This is a genomic window from Sphingobium aromaticiconvertens (assembly GCF_037154075.1).
Taxonomy (GTDB): domain Bacteria; phylum Pseudomonadota; class Alphaproteobacteria; order Sphingomonadales; family Sphingomonadaceae; genus Sphingobium; species Sphingobium aromaticiconvertens.
Genome location: NZ_JBANRJ010000001.1, coordinates 2,756,506 through 2,775,796, shown reverse-complemented (window position 1 = coordinate 2,775,796; position 19,291 = coordinate 2,756,506). Strand labels below are relative to the sequence as shown.

The window sequence follows — 19,291 nt, the reverse complement described above, 5'->3', positions numbered from 1 at the left end:
GTCAGGCTTCCGCCTCCGTAAGTTCAAGGCGTGGGAAAAGCGGCTTCGGCGCGGCAAGCGTGAAGCCCGTGGCGCGGAGGACAGGATACCAGCCCGGCCCGATTGCCGCATAGGTCCGCGTTTCGGGCGCTACGCCCATCTGATCCAACAGCGCGGTTGCGCTGGCCGGGATAACCGGCTGGATCATGATCGCGAGGTGCGCAATGGCTTCATAGAGCGTCGCCAGCACGGCCTCCATCCGCGCGGGATCAGTCTTGCGGAGTGCCCAGGGCGCCTGCGCGTCAATATAAGCGTTACAACCGAAAACGGCGCGCATCCACGTTTCGATCGCCACCGATGGGGCCAGATCGTTCATAGCCGTCTGGAAGGTCGCCGCCGCCTCGGCAATAGAGGCGAGCAGTTCGCTGTCCACCGCCTGTAGAGCCGGTTCGGGCAGCCGCCCTTCCAGATTTTTGGCGATGAAGCTCAAAGTCCGCTGGGCAAGGTTGCCGAAACTGTTGGCAAGATCGCTGTTGGAACGTGCGACGATGGCTTCGGCGCTGTAGCTGCCATCATTACCGAAAGTGACTTCGGACAGCAGAAAATAGCGCAACTGGTCGACGCCGAAACGCTCGGCCAGTTCCATGGGGTCAGCGACGTTGCCGACCGATTTAGACATCTTTTCGCCCCGGTTCAGCAGGAAGCCGTGGCCGAATATCTGCTTGGGCAGCGGCAGTTTCGCGCTCATCAAGAAGGCTGGCCAGTAAACGGCATGAAAACGCACGATATCCTTACCGATGACATGCGTAATGTCGCCGCCTTCGGCCCAGTAGCGCGCCATGCGATCCGGGTCGGTGGGATAGCCGCAACCCGTGAGATAATTGGTCAGAGCATCGACCCACACATACATGACGTGGCCATCGCGGTCAGGCACTGGCACGCCCCAGTCGAAGCTGGTGCGCGAGATGCTGAGGTCGGACAGCCCGCCCTCAACAAAGCGCTTGATCTCGTTGCGGCGGCTTTCGGGCTGAATGAAATCGGGCTGGTCGTTGTAGAGCGCCAACAACCGATCCTGATAGGCGGAAAGTCGGAAGAACCAGCTTTCCTCTACGGTCCACTCGACCGGGGTGCCCTGTGGCGAGACTTTGGCGCCCCCTTCCCCTTCGACCAGTTCCTTCTCGTCATAATAGGCTTCGTCGCGGACCGAATACCAGCCTTCATAGCGGTCGAGATAGAGGTCGCCATTGGCCTCCATTGCCTGCCAAAGGGCTTGGCTGGCAGTATAATGATCCGGTTCGCTGGTGCGAATGAAACGATCATGACTGATGTTCAGTATGTCATTCATCTGCCTGAAATAGCTTGCCATTTCATCAGCAAGAGCGCGTGGCTCCATGTCACGACCACGCGCGGTCTGCACCATCTTCAGTCCATGTTCGTCTGTACCGGTCTGAAAGAATACATCGCGACCCATCATCCGCTGGAAGCGGGCGATGGCATCAGTGGCGATGACCTCATAAGCATGGCCGATATGGGGACGGCCATTAGGATAGCTGATGGCGGTGGTGATCGTGAAAGGCTTGGACATGGCGGCTATCTAGCGGGACTTCCTCCCTACGCAAAGTCGCTTTTCAGGCAGCGAGCCGCGAAGGGGAAAGGGCCGCGACATGACCTGCCAGTTCGAACACGACCGATCCCGGTTCCAGCGACAGGATGACGGCCCCGGATGCCAACTGGCGGGCGGCTTCCCAATGGGAAAGCGCATTGCCCAGCGCGCTACCCTGAAGGCCCCGCGCAGCTTGAGCGATGAAGGCCGGAGCGCGTTCAAGAAAGGCTTCGAAACGGGGCCTGGCGGCCTTGCCGGATAGCATCTTCGCCAGCGCCAGCCGCTCGCGATTATCGGCGTCGCCATGGGCGGCGATGGCCGTGAGCGCCTGTTCCATCTCCGCCAGCTGCAAGCCAGCGTAGCGTAAGGCCTTCCCCGGCGATCCCTCGCCTGCGCGAAGAAGCACGTCGAGTTCTGCTTCACTCATGCCGTCGCCCTGATGGGCCCGCAGAACCCGGCGCATCGCCGCATCATTCAGCGGGTCAAAGCGCAGGACGTGGCAGCGCGATCGGATCGTGGGCAACAATCGCGCGGGAGCATGGGTGACCAGCAGAAACAGCATGTCCGCTGGCGGTTCCTCAAGGCTTTTGAGCAGTGCATTGGCGGCGCTGCGTTCCAGATCATCGGCGCTGTCGATCACCACCACCCGGCGGTGCGAAAGAGAAGGAACGGAGTGGATAAGGCGGGAGAGGCCGCGAATCTGGTCGACACTGATGTTACGCGCGTGCGTCCCTTCCTTTTCTTTTTCCAGGCACTCCAGCTCAGCATAGTCAGGATGCGATCCTGCCGCCATGATGCGGGCGATGGGATGCTCTGGCGGCACCTCCAATTCTTGCGCCATGATCGGCGGCCCGGCTGCGTCGGTGAGCAGGCGCAGGGCCATGGCACGGGCGAAGGCCCCCTTCCCTATCCCCTGTGGTCCGGCCAGTATCCAGCCATGATGAAGCCGTCCTGATGCCGCCGCTTCCAGCAGGGTCGTCGCCTGCCGCTCATGTCCCTCAAATGGCGTCATGGCAGCAGGTCCGCGAGTGTGTCGAGCAGGCGAGCCGTCACGACTTCCGGTTCGCCACGGGCATCGATCAGGCGGATGCGATCCGGTTCGGCTGCGGCATAATCGACGAAAGATTGCGCAACGGCGCGATGAAAGGCGCGCTCCCTGCCGCCGATGCGGTCGCTGACGTCGCCATCACGGGCGTGGGCACGTGCCTCTGCATCCGCCTCTGGCAAGGTGAGGACGAGGGTCCGGTCGGGGAGTTTACCCTCGCTACCGATGCGGTGTAGCGCAAGAATGTCGGCATCGGCAAGACCACTCGCGCCGCTTTGATAAGCGCGGCTGCTGTCGAGGAAACGGTCTGACAACACCCATGCGCCGCGTTGGATGGCAGGCAGGATTTTCTTTTCCAGATGGTCGGTGCGCGCGGCCGCGAACAGCAGCGCTTCGGCGCGCGCACTCCAACGATCCGCATCCCCGGTCAGCAACAGGGTACGGATTGCCTCCGCCCCTTCGCTGCCGCCCGGTTCCCGCGTCTCCACGACCTCAAGACCGCGTGCGCGCAAAACAAGGCCAAGGGCGCGCAACTGGGTGGACTTACCCGCACCCTCCCCGCCCTCAAGCGAGATGAAACGTCCCGTCATTGGTGATCCATTACCCGAACAGCGCCTTAAGGCCATTCCAGAAGCGACCGAAGATGCCAGCCTCCTCTACATCCGCACCCGCGACGAGTGGCATGATTTGCGGCGCGGTGTCGGGGGTGGAAACGATGAGTTCGGCGATCTTGTCGCCTTTCTTGATCGGCGCCTTGATCGGGCCAGTATAGGCGACCTTGACGCTGATGTTGGATGAGGCGGTTCGGGGGAGCGTTACTGCCATATTCTGTGGCGCGACCAGATCGACGCTGGTGGCGCTGCCCAGCTGGACTGGGGCGGTTTCCACCACGGTGCCCTGTTTGAAAAGAGACTGCGCCTTCCATGCCTTGAAGCCCCAGTCCATGAAGCGCACGGATTCCGCGATCCGCTGGTTGGTGCTTTTGAGGCCCGCTACCACCATGACCAGGCGGCGGCCGTCCTGCTCGGCGGAGCCGGTGAAGCCGAAGCCGGCCTCCTGGGTATGGCCGGTCTTCAGGCCATCGGCGCCGGCAATCTTGCCAAGGATCGGATTACGGTTCCCCTGGGTGATGTCGGACCCACCCATGGTCTTGCCCCAGGTGAAGGACTGGGTGGCGTAGAACCGCTTGTAAAGGTCGGGCGTTTCCTTGACGGTTGCCTCCGCCAATGTCGCCAGATCGCGGGCGGTGACATAGGTTACGCCTTCGTCCGGCCAACCATTGCTGGTGCCGAAATGGCTGTCATTGAGCTTGAGGCGCTTGGCTTCCTCATTCATCTGCGCGACGAAGGCCTGCTCGGTCCCTGCAATGCCCTCCGCCAACACGACGCAGGCATCGTTGCCCGACAGGGTGACGATGCCGTGCAGGAGGTTTTCGACCGACACCTGCTCGCCTACCGACAGGAACATCGTCGATCCCGCCTGCGGGCCATGCCATCTCTGCCAGGTTTCCGGGCGCACGGTGAATTTGGTGTCCAACTTCAACTGACCCTGCTGAATCAGCCGGAAGGCGACATGGGCCGTCATCATTTTTGCCATGGACGCGGGCGGTATCTTCGTCTCGCCACCCTTGTCGTACAGGACTGCGCCTGAAGACAGATCCTTGATATAGGCGATCGGCGCTTCGCTGGTGTAGGGCGGGGCACTGGCCGCGAGGGGCTGTGCCAACAGGCCCGTGAATATGACAGCGGCGACACTCTTCTTCATCTTCTTGGCCTTCAACAAGTGGTAAGGTGGACGTGTGTGCCGGAACGCGGCCATGTTGTCATGGCGTGTCATTAGCCATGATCTGTGCCCCGGCAAAGCCTTTCGATGTCGCGGCGCGCCGGGCGGCCTCCGCTGAGGGATAGGGACCGAGCCGCACACGCCAGACGGCGCGACCTTCGACCACGGCAGCGCCGATGCGGCGGGCCAGTGTTTCAGCGCGATCGCGCGAGGAAAAAGCCGCGACCTGCGCGACATGGCTACCTGTGCGCAATGACGGTGATGCCTGGGGCAATGGGGGCGTAGCAGCTTGCTTGGCCATCGGCCTCCTGGATGGCGGCGGCGCGTAAGTGGTGCCTGCGATTGCCTTCGAACCTTGAACGGACTTTGCGCCTTTCAGGGGCTTTGGCGCGCTGGCCATCGGCACAGGTTCACCCGCGCGCTTGCGCAAGGCAGCGAGCAAGGGCGCTGGTGTTTCCAGTCGCTCGGCGGCGCGGCCACCGCTACGGAGCGCCGCGCGTTCCTGTTCGGGTGGATTGACGCGGCGGACGCGAACGGGTGTCGATCCATGACCGGTGATGCCCAATTGCTCGGCCGCGCCACGTGACAGGTCGATCAGGCGATCACCAGAAAAGGGGCCGCGATCATTGACACGCACCAGGATGGTCCTGCCGGTGTCTAGGGCCGTCACCTCGACATAGCTGGGCAACGGTAATGTGCGATGCGCGGCGCTGACGCCGCCGGGCAGAAAGCGCTCACCATTGGCGGTGTCGTTGCCCTGCTGCTCCTCGCCATACCAACTGGCTTGGCCGACTTCGTCATAATTGACGCTGTCCTGCGGGGTGTAGGTGACGCCGCCCACCGTATAAGGCTGGCCGACCTTGACCGGATCATCGGGCACGGACGACTGCTGCCGGGGAACCGACCGATCCACCGGGGGCAAACGCGCCTGATCCACGCCGCCTCCGCATGATGCCAGAAAGGTGGACACCCCCGCGCCCAGCCAGATACCCCTAACGCGCAACCGCATCCGCCAGCAATCCCACCGATAAGGCGTAAAAATTGGAACAATTATAGTCGAGAATCGCCCGATAGTTGCTGGTCAACAGATAGGCGGTCTTGCCGGGGCCATCAGGCTCCAGCAGGGTCGCCATCACCCGGTCGCCCGGCCATGCCGCCCCCTGCGGCACCATGCCGCGCGCACGCCATTCGGCCATGCTGAGCCAGCGGCTATGGCGGTTGAAGACACGCGGACAGCGCGCCGCATTGGTGCGCGGGGCAATGGACGTGCGATTGAACGCCGCAGGCACGGACACCGCGACACCCCAGGGCTGACCTTTGCGCCAACCAGCGTTGACGAAATAGTTGGCGATCGAAGCCAGCGCGTCCGCCTCGCTGGTCCAGATATCCGCGCGGCCATCTCCGTCACCATCCTTGGCAACCTTCAGATAAACGGACGGCAGGAACTGGGGGAAGCCAGTCGCCCCGGCCCAACTGCCGACCAGGCGACTGCGCGGCACACCATTGTTCAACATCTTGAGCGTGGCCAGAAATTCCGGCTCGAACAATGTGCGGCGGCGCCCTTCATGCGCCAGCGTGGCGAGCGAGCGGAGCAGATCGAAATCGCCAGTATAGGCGCCATAGTTGGTTTCATGCCCATAGATCGCGACCATGATCGATTCGGGAACGCCCGTCTCTGCCTCTATTCGCGCAAGCTTGCTCCGATTGTTGGCGTAGGCCGTGCGGCCCCGGCTGATCCGCGCAGCATCGACATGCTTCAACCGATAGGGTTCGAAAGCGGGAATCGGCGAATCGAAGCTGCCGCCCGGTTGCGACTGGTCAAGTTGCACGACCCGAGGGTTGGATGTCAGGGTGGGGAAGACGGCGGTCATCGTCGCGTCACTAATGCCCATAGCCCTCGCCTTGGGCCGCAGGCTTTCCAAATAGGCCTGAAAGCCGCCATCCGCCTGGGCCATCGCTGCGGGCGCAAGCGCAGCATCCGCACTCATCGCCACGGCGACGGCGAGCATAAGGGGTAAAAAGGACGAACGGATCACAAAAGACTCTCCCTCACCCCCTTTGTTGCACAGGCGAGCGGACAGGTGAATCCCCTTATTGGCCGCTGCGACGGGTCGATGCGCGTTTTACGCTTGGCAAGTGGCCCACGATCGCTAGGAAGCGTGGAACAAGGACAGTTGCCGCTGAAACTTGATAACGGAAGGGTGGCAGAGTGGTCGATTGCAGCGGTCTTGAAAACCGCCGATGTGCAAGCATCCGTGGGTTCGAATCCCACCCCTTCCGCCAATAGTCTTTGGATAGTCGCCTTTGCGAATATGGGGCCGTTCATCGCCGGTCACCCCGAACATGAGTGTTTTTATGACCGCATCAGCCGCGCCATCTCCTGCTGACATCATGCCGCTCGCGCAGATCATGGCCCGGCTGCGCGATCCGGATACTGGATGCCCATGGGATATCGCGCAGGATTTCGCCAGCATCGCGCCCTATACGATCGAGGAAGCCTATGAGGTCGCTGACGCGATCGCACGACAGGACATGACCGCACTGCGCGACGAACTGGGCGATTTGTTGCTTCAGGTCGCCTTTCATGCTCGCATGGCCGAGCAGGACAATATCTTCAATTTACAGGACGTAATCGACGGTATTTGCACCAAGATGGTGCGCCGTCATCCTCATGTCTTCGGCGACAGCGAAGCACGCAGTGACGTTCACACACAATGGGAAACGATCAAGGCATCGGAGCGCGCCGAAAAGGACGCTGACCGAAGTGCGCTTGCGGGTGTTGCCAGTGCTCTCCCAGCCCTTTTAAGGGCAGAGAAGTTGCAGAAACGCGCCGCCCGGACCGGCTTCGACTGGCCCGACCTTGGCGGCGTAACCGAAAAGATTGCCGAGGAACTGGCTGAGGTCGAAGCGGCCGAAACACCCGAGCATCGAGCGGAGGAAGTGGGCGACCTGCTGTTTGCCGTCGTTAACCTCGCACGTCATTTGAAGGTCGACCCGGAAACCGCGCTGCGCAATGCGAACGCCAAGTTTGAGGGACGCTTCCGCGGCATGGAGCAACTGGCAGGCGAGGTCTTCCCGACCCTTTCCCTCAATGAAAAGGAGGCCTTGTGGCAACAGGTCAAACAGAAAGGCCGCTGATGCGGGCTAGTTCAGCGCGCGTGGTTGAAGATTTCGTCGCAGATCTATCCAATTAAATCAATAATTTATCACTCGCGTCTGGAGAAGCGCGCGAACGCGGAGTCGGACAAACGCGCCTCCACATGCATGACATGATCTTTAACCCGGGAAGACAAGACTTCCCCATTCTCATGCAGCCACGCGATCGCCGCGCCATCGCTGACGGGCAATGACAAGCTGTGGACGCTTGCGCCGGCGGTCAGGCGCGTGCTGATCGCACGTTGCAACTCTTCCACCCCTGCCCCGGTCAGGGCCGACAGGATGACGACATCGTTACGCCGCGTAGTAACCTCCCGCGCATGCGCTTCTGCGTCCGCGTCCAGCAGGTCGAGCTTGTTCCAGGCCTCGATCATCGGCACCGGTTCGGCCGCTTCGCCATCCTGCGACAATGCTCCCTCGCCTGCGACACCAAGTTCGCTCAGCACGTCAAGGACGTCATCGCGCTGCGCGTCACTGTCGGGATGCGCGATGTCGCGAACATGGACGATCAGGTCAGCCGACAGCACTTCCTCCAGCGTTGCGCGGAATGCAGCGATCAACTGGGTTGGCAGGTCGGATACGAAGCCCACTGTGTCGGACAGGATCGCCTTATCCAGCCCCGGCAGCGCAATCTGGCGCATGGTCGGGTCCAGCGTAGCGAACAACAGGTCTTCCGCCATGACGTCAGCGCCTGTCATGCGATTGAACAGCGTCGATTTCCCGGCATTGGTATAACCGACCAGCGCGATCACCGGCCACGGCGCCTTCTGCCGCCGTGCGCGATGCAGGCCGCGGGTGCGCGTTACCTGATCCAGCTCCTTACGGATCTTTGCCATCCGGTCGCGGATCATCCGCCTGTCCGCCTCGATCTGCGTTTCACCCGGTCCGCCTAGAAAACCAAAACCGCCGCGTTGCCGCTCAAGGTGGGTCCAGCTGCGTACCAGTCGCCCGGCCTGATAGTCGAGATGGGCAAGTTCGACCTGAAGCCGCCCCTCATTCGTCGCCGCCCGCTCGCCGAAAATTTCCAGAATCAACCCGGTCCGGTCGATCACTTTAGCGCCGGCTGCCTTCTCCAGATTGCTTTGCTGGACCGGCGACAGAGCATTGTCGACGATAACAAGTTCCGCCCCCTCATTCTCGACCAGCGTCGCGATGCTGTCGACTTGACCGCTGCCGAACAGGGTCGCAGGCTTGCGGTCGCGAACGCGAAAGCTTTGGGCCGCGCGCACATCGATGCCGATGGCGATGGCCAAGCCGCGCGCCTCCTCAAGCCGCGCATCGCTGTCGCGGCGATCGGCCCCATGGGTTTCGGCATGGACGACAACAGCCCGCGCGCCGCGCGATACCTCGTCATCGCTATCTCGGTTGAAAACAGCCATCAGCGATTAACGCACTGCGACCCGGCCCGGTCCCACGAACAAGCAGACGAACGGACCAGGCCGCAAGGGGTGTCGATCAATCGTCCTGCTCGTTCTCGCCCGACAGATCGAGCGCGTGAAGCGGTTGGACGGTAGAGATGGCGTGCTTGTAAACCAACTGGACCATGCCGTCGCGTTCCAGCAACATGCAGAACAGGTCAAACGCAGCGATCTCGCCCTGAAGCATGACGCCGTTGACCAGGAACATGGTTACGGGGCTGCCCGACTTACGAACTGCCGTCAGGAAGATTTCCTGTAACAGCTTCGCCTTCTTGTCGTTGCCATCGCCAATCTTGCGAAGGTCGGTCAGGTCCATGGACTGGGCCGGCATCACCGTCGAAATGGCATGTTTATAAACCAGTTGCGACTGGCCATCGCGGCGCAGCAGCACGGAGAAATTGTCGAACCAGGTTATGATACCCTGCAACTTCACGCCCTTTACCAGAAACATGGTAACAGGGGTCTTGGTCTTGCGAAGGTTGTTCAGGAAGATGTCCTGAAGATTATTCACTTTATCGGCCATGTAATCCAGCCTTCCGTTATTGGCGGGACGTTGCCCGCTCCTTGCACCCCTGGGTGGAGTGTCGTACCCGCCCCCCGCGTTCCGGGGGGCTGAAGGGATTTCCTACCGCAATTGCGAAGGAAGGTCCATCGCCGGATTTGGTTCTAAAAGCATCGTGCGAGAAAGTGGGGACCGGTTTTTCGCAAAAACGATGCGATAACAAGAAATTGGCTCAATCCTTGCCTTCGGTAATTCCCAGCAGTTTGAGCTTCCGATGCAGCGCTGACCGCTCCATGCCGATAAAGGTCGCCGTGCGGGAGATATTGCCGGAAAAGCGTCTGATCTGAATCCTCAGATATTCGCGCTCGAAACTCTCGCGTGCCTCACGTAGTGGCGCGCCCATGATGGCAGACTGGCCGACTCCTTCCCCGCCACCGCCGCTTGTCATTTCAGGCGGCAGCATATCCAGTTCGATCCGCGCGATGCGGTCGCCTGGCGCCAGGATCATCGTGCGCTCTATGACGTTGCGAAGCTGGCGAACATTGCCGGGCCATTCATTGGCCTGCAACGCGGCCATCGCATCGCTCGCCATGTCCGGGGAGGGCACGCGGCGGTCGGCGGCAAAGCGCGCCAGATAATGCTCCACCAGCGGTGGAATGTCGTCGCGCCGCTCGGACAGGGAGGGAATGATGAGTGGTACGACATTAAGACGATAGAATAAATCTTCGCGGAAGCGCCGTTCCTCAATCTCCACGGCCAGGTCCAGCGCAGTCGATGAGATGACCCGCACGTCCACCTTCACCTGCCGCTGACCGCCCACACGCGTAAAGCTCTGGTCGGTCAATACGCGCAGGATCTTGCCCTGCGTGGTGATCGGCATGTCGGCGATCTCGTCCAGATATAATGTGCCACCATGCGCCTGTTCCAGGAAGCCGGGGCGGACCATGCCGCTCTGATCCTCGAATCCGAACAGCTCTTCCTCAACCCGGTCAGGGTCCATGCGGGCGGCGGCGACGATGACGAACGGCGCATCGGCGCGACCGCTCCATGTGTGAAGCATCCGCGCGGCGATTTCCTTGCCGACACCAGCGGGGCCGGAAATCAGCACACGGCTACCAGTGCCCGCAACCTTCTTGATCGTCGCACGCACAGCATTGATCGCGGCCGATGTGCCGGTCAATTCGTCATCCTGGCCGACACGCGCGCGCAGCGACAGATTCTCCCGCCGCAACCGCTCCGTTTCGGTCGCGCGTGCGACCAGATGGATCAGACGGTCCGCTTCGAACGGCTTTTCGATGAAGTCGGCCGCGCCCTTACGGATCGCCGCCACCGCCGTGTCGATGTTGCCGTGACCGGAGATCATCAGCACTGGAATGGTCGGATCACGCCGCTTGATTTCGTCCAGCAATTCCAGGCCATCCATGCGCGAACCCTGGAGCCACACATCCAGCAGCACCAGCGAAGGACGGCGCGCGTCCAGCGCTTCGATCGCTGCATCGCTGTGCGCGGCAGTGCGAGTCTCGAACCCCTCATCTTCCAGCACACCCGCGACCAGATCGCGAATATCCTCTTCATCGTCGACAATCAGAATATCAAGCGCCATTGGCCGTCACTTTTCCCGTAATCTTGTTCTGGGGCATGGCGATTACCTGCCCGTCTTCCAATCGGTCGAGCATGGCCACGTCGAAGCGCAGGGTGACGGTCGCGCCGCCCCCCTCCGCATCATCGAAGCGAATTTCGCCCATATGTTCCTCGACAATCTTCTGGACGATGGCCAGGCCCAAACCCGTCCCCTTCGCCCGCGTCGTGACATAGGGTTCCAGCATCCGTTCGCGCTCTGGCGGCAGGCCGATGCCATCGTCACGGACCATGATCAACAGTCCATCACCGTCGCGGGCCACGGTCATACCGATATGACCACGTGATCCGCCATCCTCTGGCGGCGGCTTCGTTTCAATGGCTTCTACCGCATTCTTGACGATATTCGTCAGCGCTTGCCCCATTTGTCTTCGGTCGCACACCAGTTCCCCCACTTCCCTTTGCGCGTCGAAGGCAAAGCGGATGTCGGGATGTGCAACCTCGTGCAAAAACAGCGAGTGGCGGGCAATATCCAAAACAGCTTCGCGCCGGAACACGGGCTTGGGCATCCGCGCGAAGGAGGAAAATTCATCCACGATCCGGCGCAGGTCGCCCACTTGCCGCACGATCGTGCCAGTCAACCGGGTAAAGGTTGCCTTGTCGCTCGTGATCTCCTCCCCATAGCGGCGTTGCAACCGTTCGGCGGCCAGTTGGATCGGGGTCAGCGGATTCTTGATTTCATGCGCGATACGGCGCGCTACATCAGACCAGGCCGCGCGGCGCTGGTCAGACAGTTGCTGGGTGATGTCATCGAATGTCAGAACATGGCCTGCCACATCCTTGGACACCTTGACCGCCAATGTGCGCAAATCGCCCTGCGCGCGCACCTGCACGATGCCGGCCACTTCACCGCTTTCGATCATCCCTGCAAGTTCGGGCGAAATGCTGAACAGCGGGCGCCCCACTGGATCGTCACCCTCCGCGACCAGGATCGCCGAGGCAGAGCTATTGAGCAGAGCCACCACGCCCGCCTGATCGACTGAAAGGACGCCCGCAGTCACGCCGGACAGGATCGCCTCGATAAAGGCGCGGCGATTGTCGAGCTGGCTGTTGGCCGCTACCAGCGCACCGGTTTGAGCCTCCAGTCGCTGAGTCATGCGATTGAAGGCAGACGCAAGCGTGCCAATCTCGTCGCGGGCTGGCTGATGGGTAACGCGCGCCGACAGATCACCTGCCGTAATACGCCGCGCCGCATCGACCAGTTCATTCACCGGGCGCACCATCCAGTCCGCCACGGCCAGCGCGATATAGACGGCGATGCCGACCAGCAGCAATGATCCCACGAACAACGCAATATTGAAGCGCAACTGTAACTGGCGGGACTGGGCCGCGAACAGGTCGTAATCGCCCAACGCCTTGCGCGCTCGTTCCACATTGCTGAAGGCCGAACTGTTGGAATCGCGGGTAGCGTAAAGATAGATACGCCGCTCGGGATAGAGCAACGTCACCGCCTCGATCTGGTTGGGCTTGGCATCCACTACCACATTTTCGCCCGCTTCCAGCCGTTTTACGACATCGGACGACAGCATTTCGGCGGCAGGGCGGCTATCGGGATCGACTGTGGCTGCGGTCCGCGCAACCCCGTCCTTGCCGACCTCTATGATGGCCGAACGGTTCAGTTTCCGCGTAACAACCTGATAAATATAGCCCTCGGCAAAACGCGGGCTGGAAACTTCGGACTGCGAGAGATAATCGCGCAGATCGCCCGCCATGGTCAGCGTTTCATCGCCAACCTCGCGCAGATTTTGCTCATAATAGCCACGCGCCAGGTCTGTCGCGTTCTGCAACATTCCGCGCGCACTGTCAGAAAACCAGAACTGCACGCCATATTGGAACAACAGGGAAGCGAAAATCACCACCAACAGCATCGGCACGCTGGCGATGATCGAGAACATGGCAACCAGCCGGACGTGCAATTGCCCATCGCTGCCGATCGCCGATTGCGCCGCCCGCCGCTTGGCCACACGCCGGCCCAGCAGTACCAACAGAGCGATAGCGGGAACAAGATTGGCGACCAGCAGCAGCGCCACGATGGGCGGCGTCAACAGTGAATAGGATTTGCCCTGCCCTGACAGCAGCCAATACGTAAGGCCTGCGACCCCCAGCAGGAGGACGAGCGTGACGCCCTCCACAAAGGGCGCGATTTCCCGGTCCTGTAGGGCAAGCGGCAAATGGCGCCGCCAACCCAGTTCCTCTCGAGGAGCTATCGCCTCACCAATCATAGTGGCTTTGCTACAACATCGCCGTGCCCGTTAATACACAGTTTTTTCACGCTACCCGGTATTTGGTCGAACCCTATCGTCCGTTCGTCGGGGAAATCGACTTTCCAGGTGAGAACGCCGCGTCAGTCCGCCAGTCGCAGTTGGACAGGATCGAGGCCATAATCGGTCAGCTTCTTGCGTAACGTGTTACGATTGATGCCCAGCAATGCGGCAGCCTTGATCTGATTGCCGTCGACGCTGGCCAGCACCTCCTGCAACAGCACCGGCTCAACCACAGCCAACAGATCGTCGTGCAGCGCCCGGTTGGGTTGACCCAGTCCAATGCCCAGTTGCCGCCGCGCCCACTCCCGCACAGCGCCCGCCAGATGGTCCGCGGTCACGCCATGATCGGCGGGCATCATGTCGACCGGCAGCGCCTGACGAATGACATCGGCGGCAATCACATTCTCGCGGCTCAGAACCGCAAGTCGCTGCATCAGATTCTGGAGTTCGCGGACATTGCCTGGCCAGTGATAGGCCATCAGCAATTGCGCTGCATCATCCGACAGGGTCTTGCGCGGAAGTCCTTCCTGCGCCGCCCTTTCCAGAAAATGCCGCGCCAGCATCATCACATCCTCACGCCGTTCCCGCAACGAAGGCAGCGCGATGGGCACCACATTCAACCGATAATAGAGGTCCTGCCGAAACCGGTTTTCCTCGATCAGCGGGGGCAAATCCTTATTGGTGGCGGCGATGATCCGGACATTCACCCGCACGGGTTTCGATCCGCCGACGGTCGTCACCTCGCCGGATTGAAGGACACGAAGCAGCCGGGTCTGCGCCTCCATCGGCATGTCGCCAATCTCGTCCAGGAACAGCGTGCCGCCCTGCGCCTGCTCGAACTTGCCCGCCGTGCGCGCATGGGCGCCGGTAAAGGCGCCCTTTTCATAGCCGAACAGTTCCGCCTCGATCAGTTCGCGCGGAATGGCTGCCATGTTGATGGCGACAAAGGGCTTGGTGCGGCGCTGGCCCAGACTGTGGATCGCTTCGGCCACCAGTTCCTTGCCGGTCCCCGACTCGCCCAGCACCAATATGCTGAGGTCATTGGACAGCACGCGGGCGATGGTGCGATACACTTCCTGCATGGCCGCCGATCGCCCGACCAGCGGCAGGCCGTCATGCCCGAAGTCACCCGCATCGCCTGCTGGTCCGTCCGTCTCTGACGCCCGGCGGATCGCCAGCGCATCGGACACGGCCCGTGTCAGCTCGTTGAGGTCGAAAGGTTTGGGTAAATATTCAAACGCGCCCTTCTCCGTCGCGCGGATTGCCGTATTCAGCGTGTTTTGGGCCGACAGGACGATGACGTTGATGCCGGGTTCTTGCGCGATGATCGCCGCGATATCCTCCAACCCATCGCCGTCCGGCAGCATGACATCCGTGATGAGGACATCGGGCGCGAAACTCTTGATCAGCGCTGCCCGTTCGCGGATCGACGCGGCCGTCTTCACTCGATGCCCCTGTCGCCGTAACGCTTCGCCTACGACCACGCAGATGGCAGGATCGTCATCGACGACCAGCACGGAACCGGGGGCAGAGGCCATCAGCCCATACCCATCGGCAGGAGAATGCGGAAAGTGGATTCACCCGTCTCGGTATCACGCGAATATTGAACGAAGCCGCTCATGTCGCGCACCAGCTTGTCGACCAGTGCCAGGCCCAGCCCTTGCCCGTCACGTTTGCCAGTGATGATGGGGTTGAACAGGTGATCCAGGATATGGTCGGGCACACCCGGACCGTTATCGATCACCAGGATTTCGATTGGCAGGACTGCGCTTCCCTTCCCGCCGCCGACCACCACAGAAACGCCATGACGGAAAGCGGTTTCCACCCGAATACGCGGCTTCGCTACATCCTCCAGCGCCTCGGCTGCATTTTTGAGCAGGTTGATCATGACCTGCACCAGCGCACCTTCATTGATGATAGCAAATGGTAGAGATGGATCATACTGCCTTATAATTTTGATATTTTTGGCAAATCCAGCAGCAGCAATGTTCACTGCCCGATCAATCAGCGGATAGATATTTTCCGGTCGACATTCCAACGTCGCGTCGGTCGTGAAATCCTGCATCCGGTCGATCAGTGCGGCAATCCGATCAACTTCATTACAGATCAACTGGGTTAGCGCCGCGTCGCGCCCGTCATTGCCCGATTCCATCAACTGTGCCGCGCCCCGGATGCCGGACAGCGGATTTTTGATTTCATGCGCCAGGATCGCGGCGGCACCCATCGCCGATCGTGTCCCGCCCATCGTGTTGCGATGCCCCATCTTGCGGGCCTGGCTCTGCGTATGGATGGAAATCACCCGCCATCCCTCTTGATCGATGATCGGCGCAATCATCAGGTCAACTTCCATCGCTGCGGTGCGCCCGGCATGGACCTTGATGTCATAAGCCGCGATCGGCTTGTTTGTGTGCCAGATGTCGAAGCGCGCACCCATCTCCGCCATACGGATGGTGCGACTGATGTCCGATCCGATGATGGCGGATCGCGCCATGTTCAACAGAGTTTCCGCCCGCACATTGGCGTCATGAATGCTGTTGTCGGGACGAATGATCAGCGTTGCGACAGGCAGCGCCGTCATGATCTCGCCCAGCGAGGGGCCTTCCTGTTCCATATGCATATTCGGCACCGACGCCAGCGACGTCATGCCGCCCTGCGTGTCTCGACGTCCTCCGGCTCTGCGTCCAGCAAAGGTTCATAAAAGGCCGCGAGCATCGACAGAGCCTTGTCCGCGTCTGGCTCCTGATTGAAGGCATTGCGAAACTCAGCCGATCCGGTCAGCCCCTTGGTGTACCAACCGATATGCTTACGGGCCATATTGACGCCGGTATGGCGATCATAATGTTCCAGCATCGCATGATAATGTTCCGTAATTACGCGATATTGATCTTCAAGCGACGGATCGGCCAACCGCTCTCCCGTTTCCAGCCAGCGCATCACCTGCCCAATGAGCCAAGGCTTGCCATAGGCGCCCCGCCCGATCATCAGGCCGTCCGCGCCGCTCTGCTCCAGCGCCATGTCGGCGTCCTCGATCGAACAGATGTCGCCATTGACGATGACCGGCAGGCTCACCGCCTCCTTCACAGACCGCACGAAGGCCCAATCGGCCGATCCCTTGTACATCTGACACCGGGTACGGCCGTGAACCGTGATCAGCTTCGCCCCCAGATCCTCGGCGATATGCGCCAATTCGGGTGCGTTCAGGCTGGCATGGTCCCACCCCATCCGCATCTTCACCGTCACGGGCACGTTCACGGCTTTGACCGTCGCCTCGATCAGCGCGGCTGCCAGCGGCAGGTCGCGCATCAACGCGCTACCTGCATCGCCATTCACAACCTTCTTGACCGGGCAGCCCATATTGATGTCGATGATTGCCGCCCCACGATCGGCATTCAGCTTCGCTGCCTCCGCCATTTCCTGCGGGGAGCAGCCCGCCAACTGCATCGACACCGGTTCTTCTAGCGGATGCCAGGCGGCCTTTTGCAAGGATTGGCGCGTCTCGCGGATCATCGCCGCTGATGCGATCATTTCCGTCACGTTTAGGCCGCAGCCATAGCGGCGCACCAGCGTGCGGAAGGGCATGTCGGTAACACCGGTCATCGGTGCCAGCACGACCGGCATGTCGATGGTCACGGGACCGATGGAGATAGGTGAAAGCCTGTTCATAGTCTTCATATGTGCCTAAAAATCAGGCAGCCCTTTAGCGCGAAACGGGTACGGCGGCAAGCAAGGCCGGTCCCATACGCTTCTCCACTGGCGAGGGCAAAGCGGCTGGTCTATGCGCGTCGCCATGACGGGTTCGGCACATAGGACGATCGCGCTGCTGGTAGCAGCAGGCACGGGCAGCCGCGCAGGCGGGGAGACGCCCAAGCAATTTCGCACAATCGGCAGTCAAACCATCATCGGCCACGCCGTTGACGCGTTTATCGGCCATTCCGCTATCGACGGCATCATCATCGTGATTGGCGCAGGGCAGGAAGAGGCTGCCCGCATTGCTTTGGGCAACCGGCCTGTCACGGCCTTTGTCGAGGGCGGCGAGACTCGGCAAGCCTCGGTTCGCGCAGGGCTAGAGGCGATCGCGACATCCGGTGGCGCAACGCGCGTTCTCATCCACGATTGCGCCCGTCCCTTCCTGCCCGCAGCCGTCATCAACCGACTTCTGGCAGCGCTTGCGGAAGCGCCCGGCGCCATACCCGTGCTGCCGGTCGTCGATACACTGATACGCGGCACGGGCGAGGTCGTCGCTCGCGACGGCCTGAACCGCGTTCAGACCCCCCAAGCCTTCACCTTTGATACGATCCTGACGGCACATCGCAATTGGGACGCCTCGCGGGAGGCCACTGATGACGCGCAAATGCTGCGCGCTAGCGACCACGATGTCGTGTTGGTTGCGGGCGACGAGGCCCTTGAGAAACTCACCTTCCCAGCAGATTTCCAGAAAGCAGAGGCACGGATGGATGCACAGCGGACGATCCGCACCGGCATGGGCTATGATGTCCATCGTCTGGCGGCGGGCGAGAAACTGTGGCTGGGCGGCATACTGATCCCCCATGACAAAGGGCTTGCAGGGCACAGCGACGCTGACGTCGGCATTCACGCGCTGGTGGACGCGATCCTGGGCGCACTGGCGGATGGTGACATCGGCAGCCATTTCCCGCCCACCGATCCGCAGTGGCGCGGTGTCGCTTCATCCCGCTTTCTCGATCATGCGCGCGGCCTGGTGGCGGCGCGTGGCGGGCGGATCGACCATGTCGACCTGACCCTCATCTGCGAAGCGCCCAAGATCGGCCCGCATCGCGACGCCATGCGCATGCACCTTGCCGAGATACTGGCGATCCCGCTCGACCGCGTCAGCGTGAAGGCGACCACCACCGAGCGCCTCGGTTTTGTCGGCCGTAGCGAAGGCATTGCCGCACAGGCCATTGCCACCCTCTCCCTGCCCGCGCTATCGTGCACCGATGCCTGACACCCTCCTCCCCGAGCCGCTTGTTGAGCTGGCCCAAAAGGTCATCGTCGCCAATCGCCGCGCCGGACGTACCATAGCGCTGGCCGAAAGCTGCACCGGCGGTCTCGTCAGCGCGGCGCTGACCGAAATCGCCGGATCATCCGATGTTTTCGAAGCAGGATTTGTTACCTATTCCAATGATATGAAGACCGAACTTCTGAAAGTTTCTCAGGACGTTCTGGAAACTTTTGGCGCGGTCTCCATCGCCACAGCCTGGGCAATGGCGCAGGGCGCGCTGGCCAAAAGCCACGCCCATGTCGCAGTCGCTATCACTGGCGTCGCTGGCCCCGGCGGTGGTAGTGAGCAGAAGCCTGTGGGCACGGTCGTGTTCGCTCGCGCCGAACGGGGCGCAGCCAAGGACAAGATCGTTGCGGACATGCACCATTTCGATGATACGGGCCGGGGTGGAGTACGCCTTCAGGCGGCGCTGTGCGCGCTCGAACTGCTGCTGCCCGACTCGCCAGGACTGTAGAGGGCGGCTGCCCGCGTCTCAAACGCGCCGATCATTTTCCGTAGCGCTTTGTCGAACACCTGCCCCGCCAGCATCTCGAACAGCCTGTTCTTGAATTCGAACTCGACCTCGAAATCCACCAAAGTGCCACCCTCCCCGTCATCGCGGAAGGCCCAGAGATTGTGGAGATGCTTGAGCGGCCCATCAAGATAGTCGACCCGCACGCTGTCGGGTCGATGCTTGACCACGCGCGAGGTGAAGCTTTCCTTCAGCCCCTTGAACCCTACGATCATGTCCGCGATCATCTCCGTCTCGCTACCCGATCGCACACGGATGGCGCTGACCCAGGGCAGGAACTCAGGATAGGCCGCGACATCCGACACGAGGTCAAACATCTGGGTCGGAGTGTAGGGCAGATGGCGGGTTTCGTTATGCCGGGGCATTGATTGGG

The 19,291-nt window shown here is 61.4% G+C and carries 17 protein-coding genes and 1 tRNA gene; 4 read left to right on the top strand and 14 right to left on the bottom strand.

What is annotated here, in order from left to right:
• Window position 1: 1 nt before the first annotated feature.
• Genes metG through WFR25_RS13310 form a run of 6 tightly spaced genes read right to left on the bottom strand, consistent with a single transcriptional unit; the run spans window position 2 to window position 6,397 of the window.
• Window positions 2-1,564, bottom strand: a complete 1,563-nt coding sequence (gene metG, locus WFR25_RS13335; RefSeq protein ID WP_336971490.1) for a methionine--tRNA ligase — start codon at window positions 1,562-1,564, stop codon at window positions 2-4.
• A gap of 43 nt (window positions 1,565-1,607) precedes the next feature.
• Window positions 1,608-2,594 (bottom strand): AAA family ATPase, encoded by a 987-nt coding sequence (locus WFR25_RS13330; RefSeq protein WP_336971489.1) that lies wholly within the window; start codon window positions 2,592-2,594, stop codon window positions 1,608-1,610.
• Window positions 2,591-3,217: a dTMP kinase gene (gene tmk / locus WFR25_RS13325; RefSeq protein ID WP_336971488.1), complete on the bottom strand. Its 627-nt coding sequence runs from the start codon at window positions 3,215-3,217 to the stop codon at window positions 2,591-2,593. The genes WFR25_RS13330 and tmk overlap by 4 nt, the downstream gene beginning before the upstream one ends.
• A 10-nt stretch (window positions 3,218-3,227) precedes the next feature.
• Window positions 3,228-4,391 (bottom strand): D-alanyl-D-alanine carboxypeptidase family protein, encoded by a 1,164-nt coding sequence (locus WFR25_RS13320; protein WP_336971487.1) that lies wholly within the window; start codon window positions 4,389-4,391, stop codon window positions 3,228-3,230.
• A 58-nt stretch (window positions 4,392-4,449) separates the two neighbouring features.
• Complete coding sequence (locus WFR25_RS13315; RefSeq protein WP_336971485.1) at window positions 4,450-5,418, bottom strand: septal ring lytic transglycosylase RlpA family protein; 969 nt, start codon at window positions 5,416-5,418, stop codon at window positions 4,450-4,452.
• Window positions 5,402-6,397: a lytic murein transglycosylase gene (locus tag WFR25_RS13310; RefSeq protein WP_419723206.1), complete on the bottom strand. Its 996-nt coding sequence runs from the start codon at window positions 6,395-6,397 to the stop codon at window positions 5,402-5,404. Before WFR25_RS13310 ends, WFR25_RS13315 begins: the two co-directional genes overlap by 17 nt.
• Before the next feature lie 207 nt (window positions 6,398-6,604).
• Here WFR25_RS13310 and WFR25_RS13305 point away from each other — a divergent pair.
• Window positions 6,605-6,692 (top strand) — tRNA-Ser (locus WFR25_RS13305).
• Between the two features lie 72 nt (window positions 6,693-6,764).
• Window positions 6,765-7,547 carry a nucleoside triphosphate pyrophosphohydrolase gene (mazG, locus tag WFR25_RS13300; RefSeq protein ID WP_336971483.1) on the top strand — a complete coding sequence of 261 codons (783 nt, stop codon included), beginning with the start codon at window positions 6,765-6,767 and terminating at the stop codon, window positions 7,545-7,547.
• Between the two features lie 68 nt (window positions 7,548-7,615).
• Here mazG and hflX read toward each other — a convergent pair whose 3' ends face one another.
• From hflX to dusB, 7 genes are all read right to left on the bottom strand, one after another.
• Window positions 7,616-8,944 (bottom strand): GTPase HflX, encoded by a 1,329-nt coding sequence (gene hflX, locus WFR25_RS13295; protein ID WP_336971480.1) that lies wholly within the window; start codon window positions 8,942-8,944, stop codon window positions 7,616-7,618.
• Window positions 8,945-9,020: 76 nt separating this feature from the next.
• Window positions 9,021-9,605, bottom strand: coding sequence for an RNA chaperone Hfq (gene hfq / locus WFR25_RS13290; RefSeq protein WP_419723205.1), 585 nt, complete (start codon window positions 9,603-9,605; stop codon window positions 9,021-9,023).
• A 112-nt stretch (window positions 9,606-9,717) separates the two neighbouring features.
• Window positions 9,718-11,088, bottom strand: a complete 1,371-nt coding sequence (gene ntrX / locus WFR25_RS13285; RefSeq protein ID WP_336971479.1) for a nitrogen assimilation response regulator NtrX — start codon at window positions 11,086-11,088, stop codon at window positions 9,718-9,720.
• Entirely contained in the window at window positions 11,078-13,345 is a 2,268-nt protein-coding gene (locus tag WFR25_RS13280) for a sensor histidine kinase (RefSeq protein ID WP_336971478.1), read from the bottom strand. Before WFR25_RS13280 ends, ntrX begins: the two co-directional genes overlap by 11 nt.
• A gap of 122 nt (window positions 13,346-13,467) precedes the next feature.
• A complete protein-coding gene (gene ntrC / locus WFR25_RS13275; RefSeq protein WP_336971477.1) occupies window positions 13,468-14,925 on the bottom strand; it encodes a nitrogen regulation protein NR(I) in 1,458 nt (485 codons plus the stop codon).
• Window positions 14,925-16,031 carry a two-component system sensor histidine kinase NtrB gene (locus WFR25_RS13270; RefSeq protein WP_336971476.1) on the bottom strand — a complete coding sequence of 369 codons (1,107 nt, stop codon included), beginning with the start codon at window positions 16,029-16,031 and terminating at the stop codon, window positions 14,925-14,927. Before WFR25_RS13270 ends, ntrC begins: the two co-directional genes overlap by 1 nt.
• Complete coding sequence (gene dusB / locus WFR25_RS13265; RefSeq protein WP_336971475.1) at window positions 16,028-17,050, bottom strand: tRNA dihydrouridine synthase DusB; 1,023 nt, start codon at window positions 17,048-17,050, stop codon at window positions 16,028-16,030. The genes WFR25_RS13270 and dusB overlap by 4 nt, the downstream gene beginning before the upstream one ends.
• A 112-nt stretch (window positions 17,051-17,162) precedes the next feature.
• Here dusB and WFR25_RS13260 point away from each other — a divergent pair, with 112 nt between their 5' ends.
• Together WFR25_RS13260 and WFR25_RS13255 are read left to right on the top strand one after the other, a co-directional pair.
• Entirely contained in the window at window positions 17,163-18,350 is a 1,188-nt protein-coding gene (locus WFR25_RS13260) for a bifunctional 2-C-methyl-D-erythritol 4-phosphate cytidylyltransferase/2-C-methyl-D-erythritol 2,4-cyclodiphosphate synthase (protein WP_336971474.1), read from the top strand.
• Window positions 18,343-18,861 carry a CinA family protein gene (locus WFR25_RS13255; protein ID WP_336971473.1) on the top strand — a complete coding sequence of 173 codons (519 nt, stop codon included), beginning with the start codon at window positions 18,343-18,345 and terminating at the stop codon, window positions 18,859-18,861. Before WFR25_RS13260 ends, WFR25_RS13255 begins: the two co-directional genes overlap by 8 nt.
• Here WFR25_RS13255 and WFR25_RS13250 read toward each other — a convergent pair.
• The gene (locus WFR25_RS13250) at window positions 18,807-19,283 is read right to left on the bottom strand and encodes a type II toxin-antitoxin system RatA family toxin (RefSeq protein WP_336971472.1); all 477 of its coding nucleotides are present in this window, start codon (window positions 19,281-19,283) and stop codon (window positions 18,807-18,809) included. The genes WFR25_RS13255 and WFR25_RS13250 overlap by 55 nt on opposite strands.
• Between the last annotated feature and the right edge of the window lie 8 nt (window positions 19,284-19,291).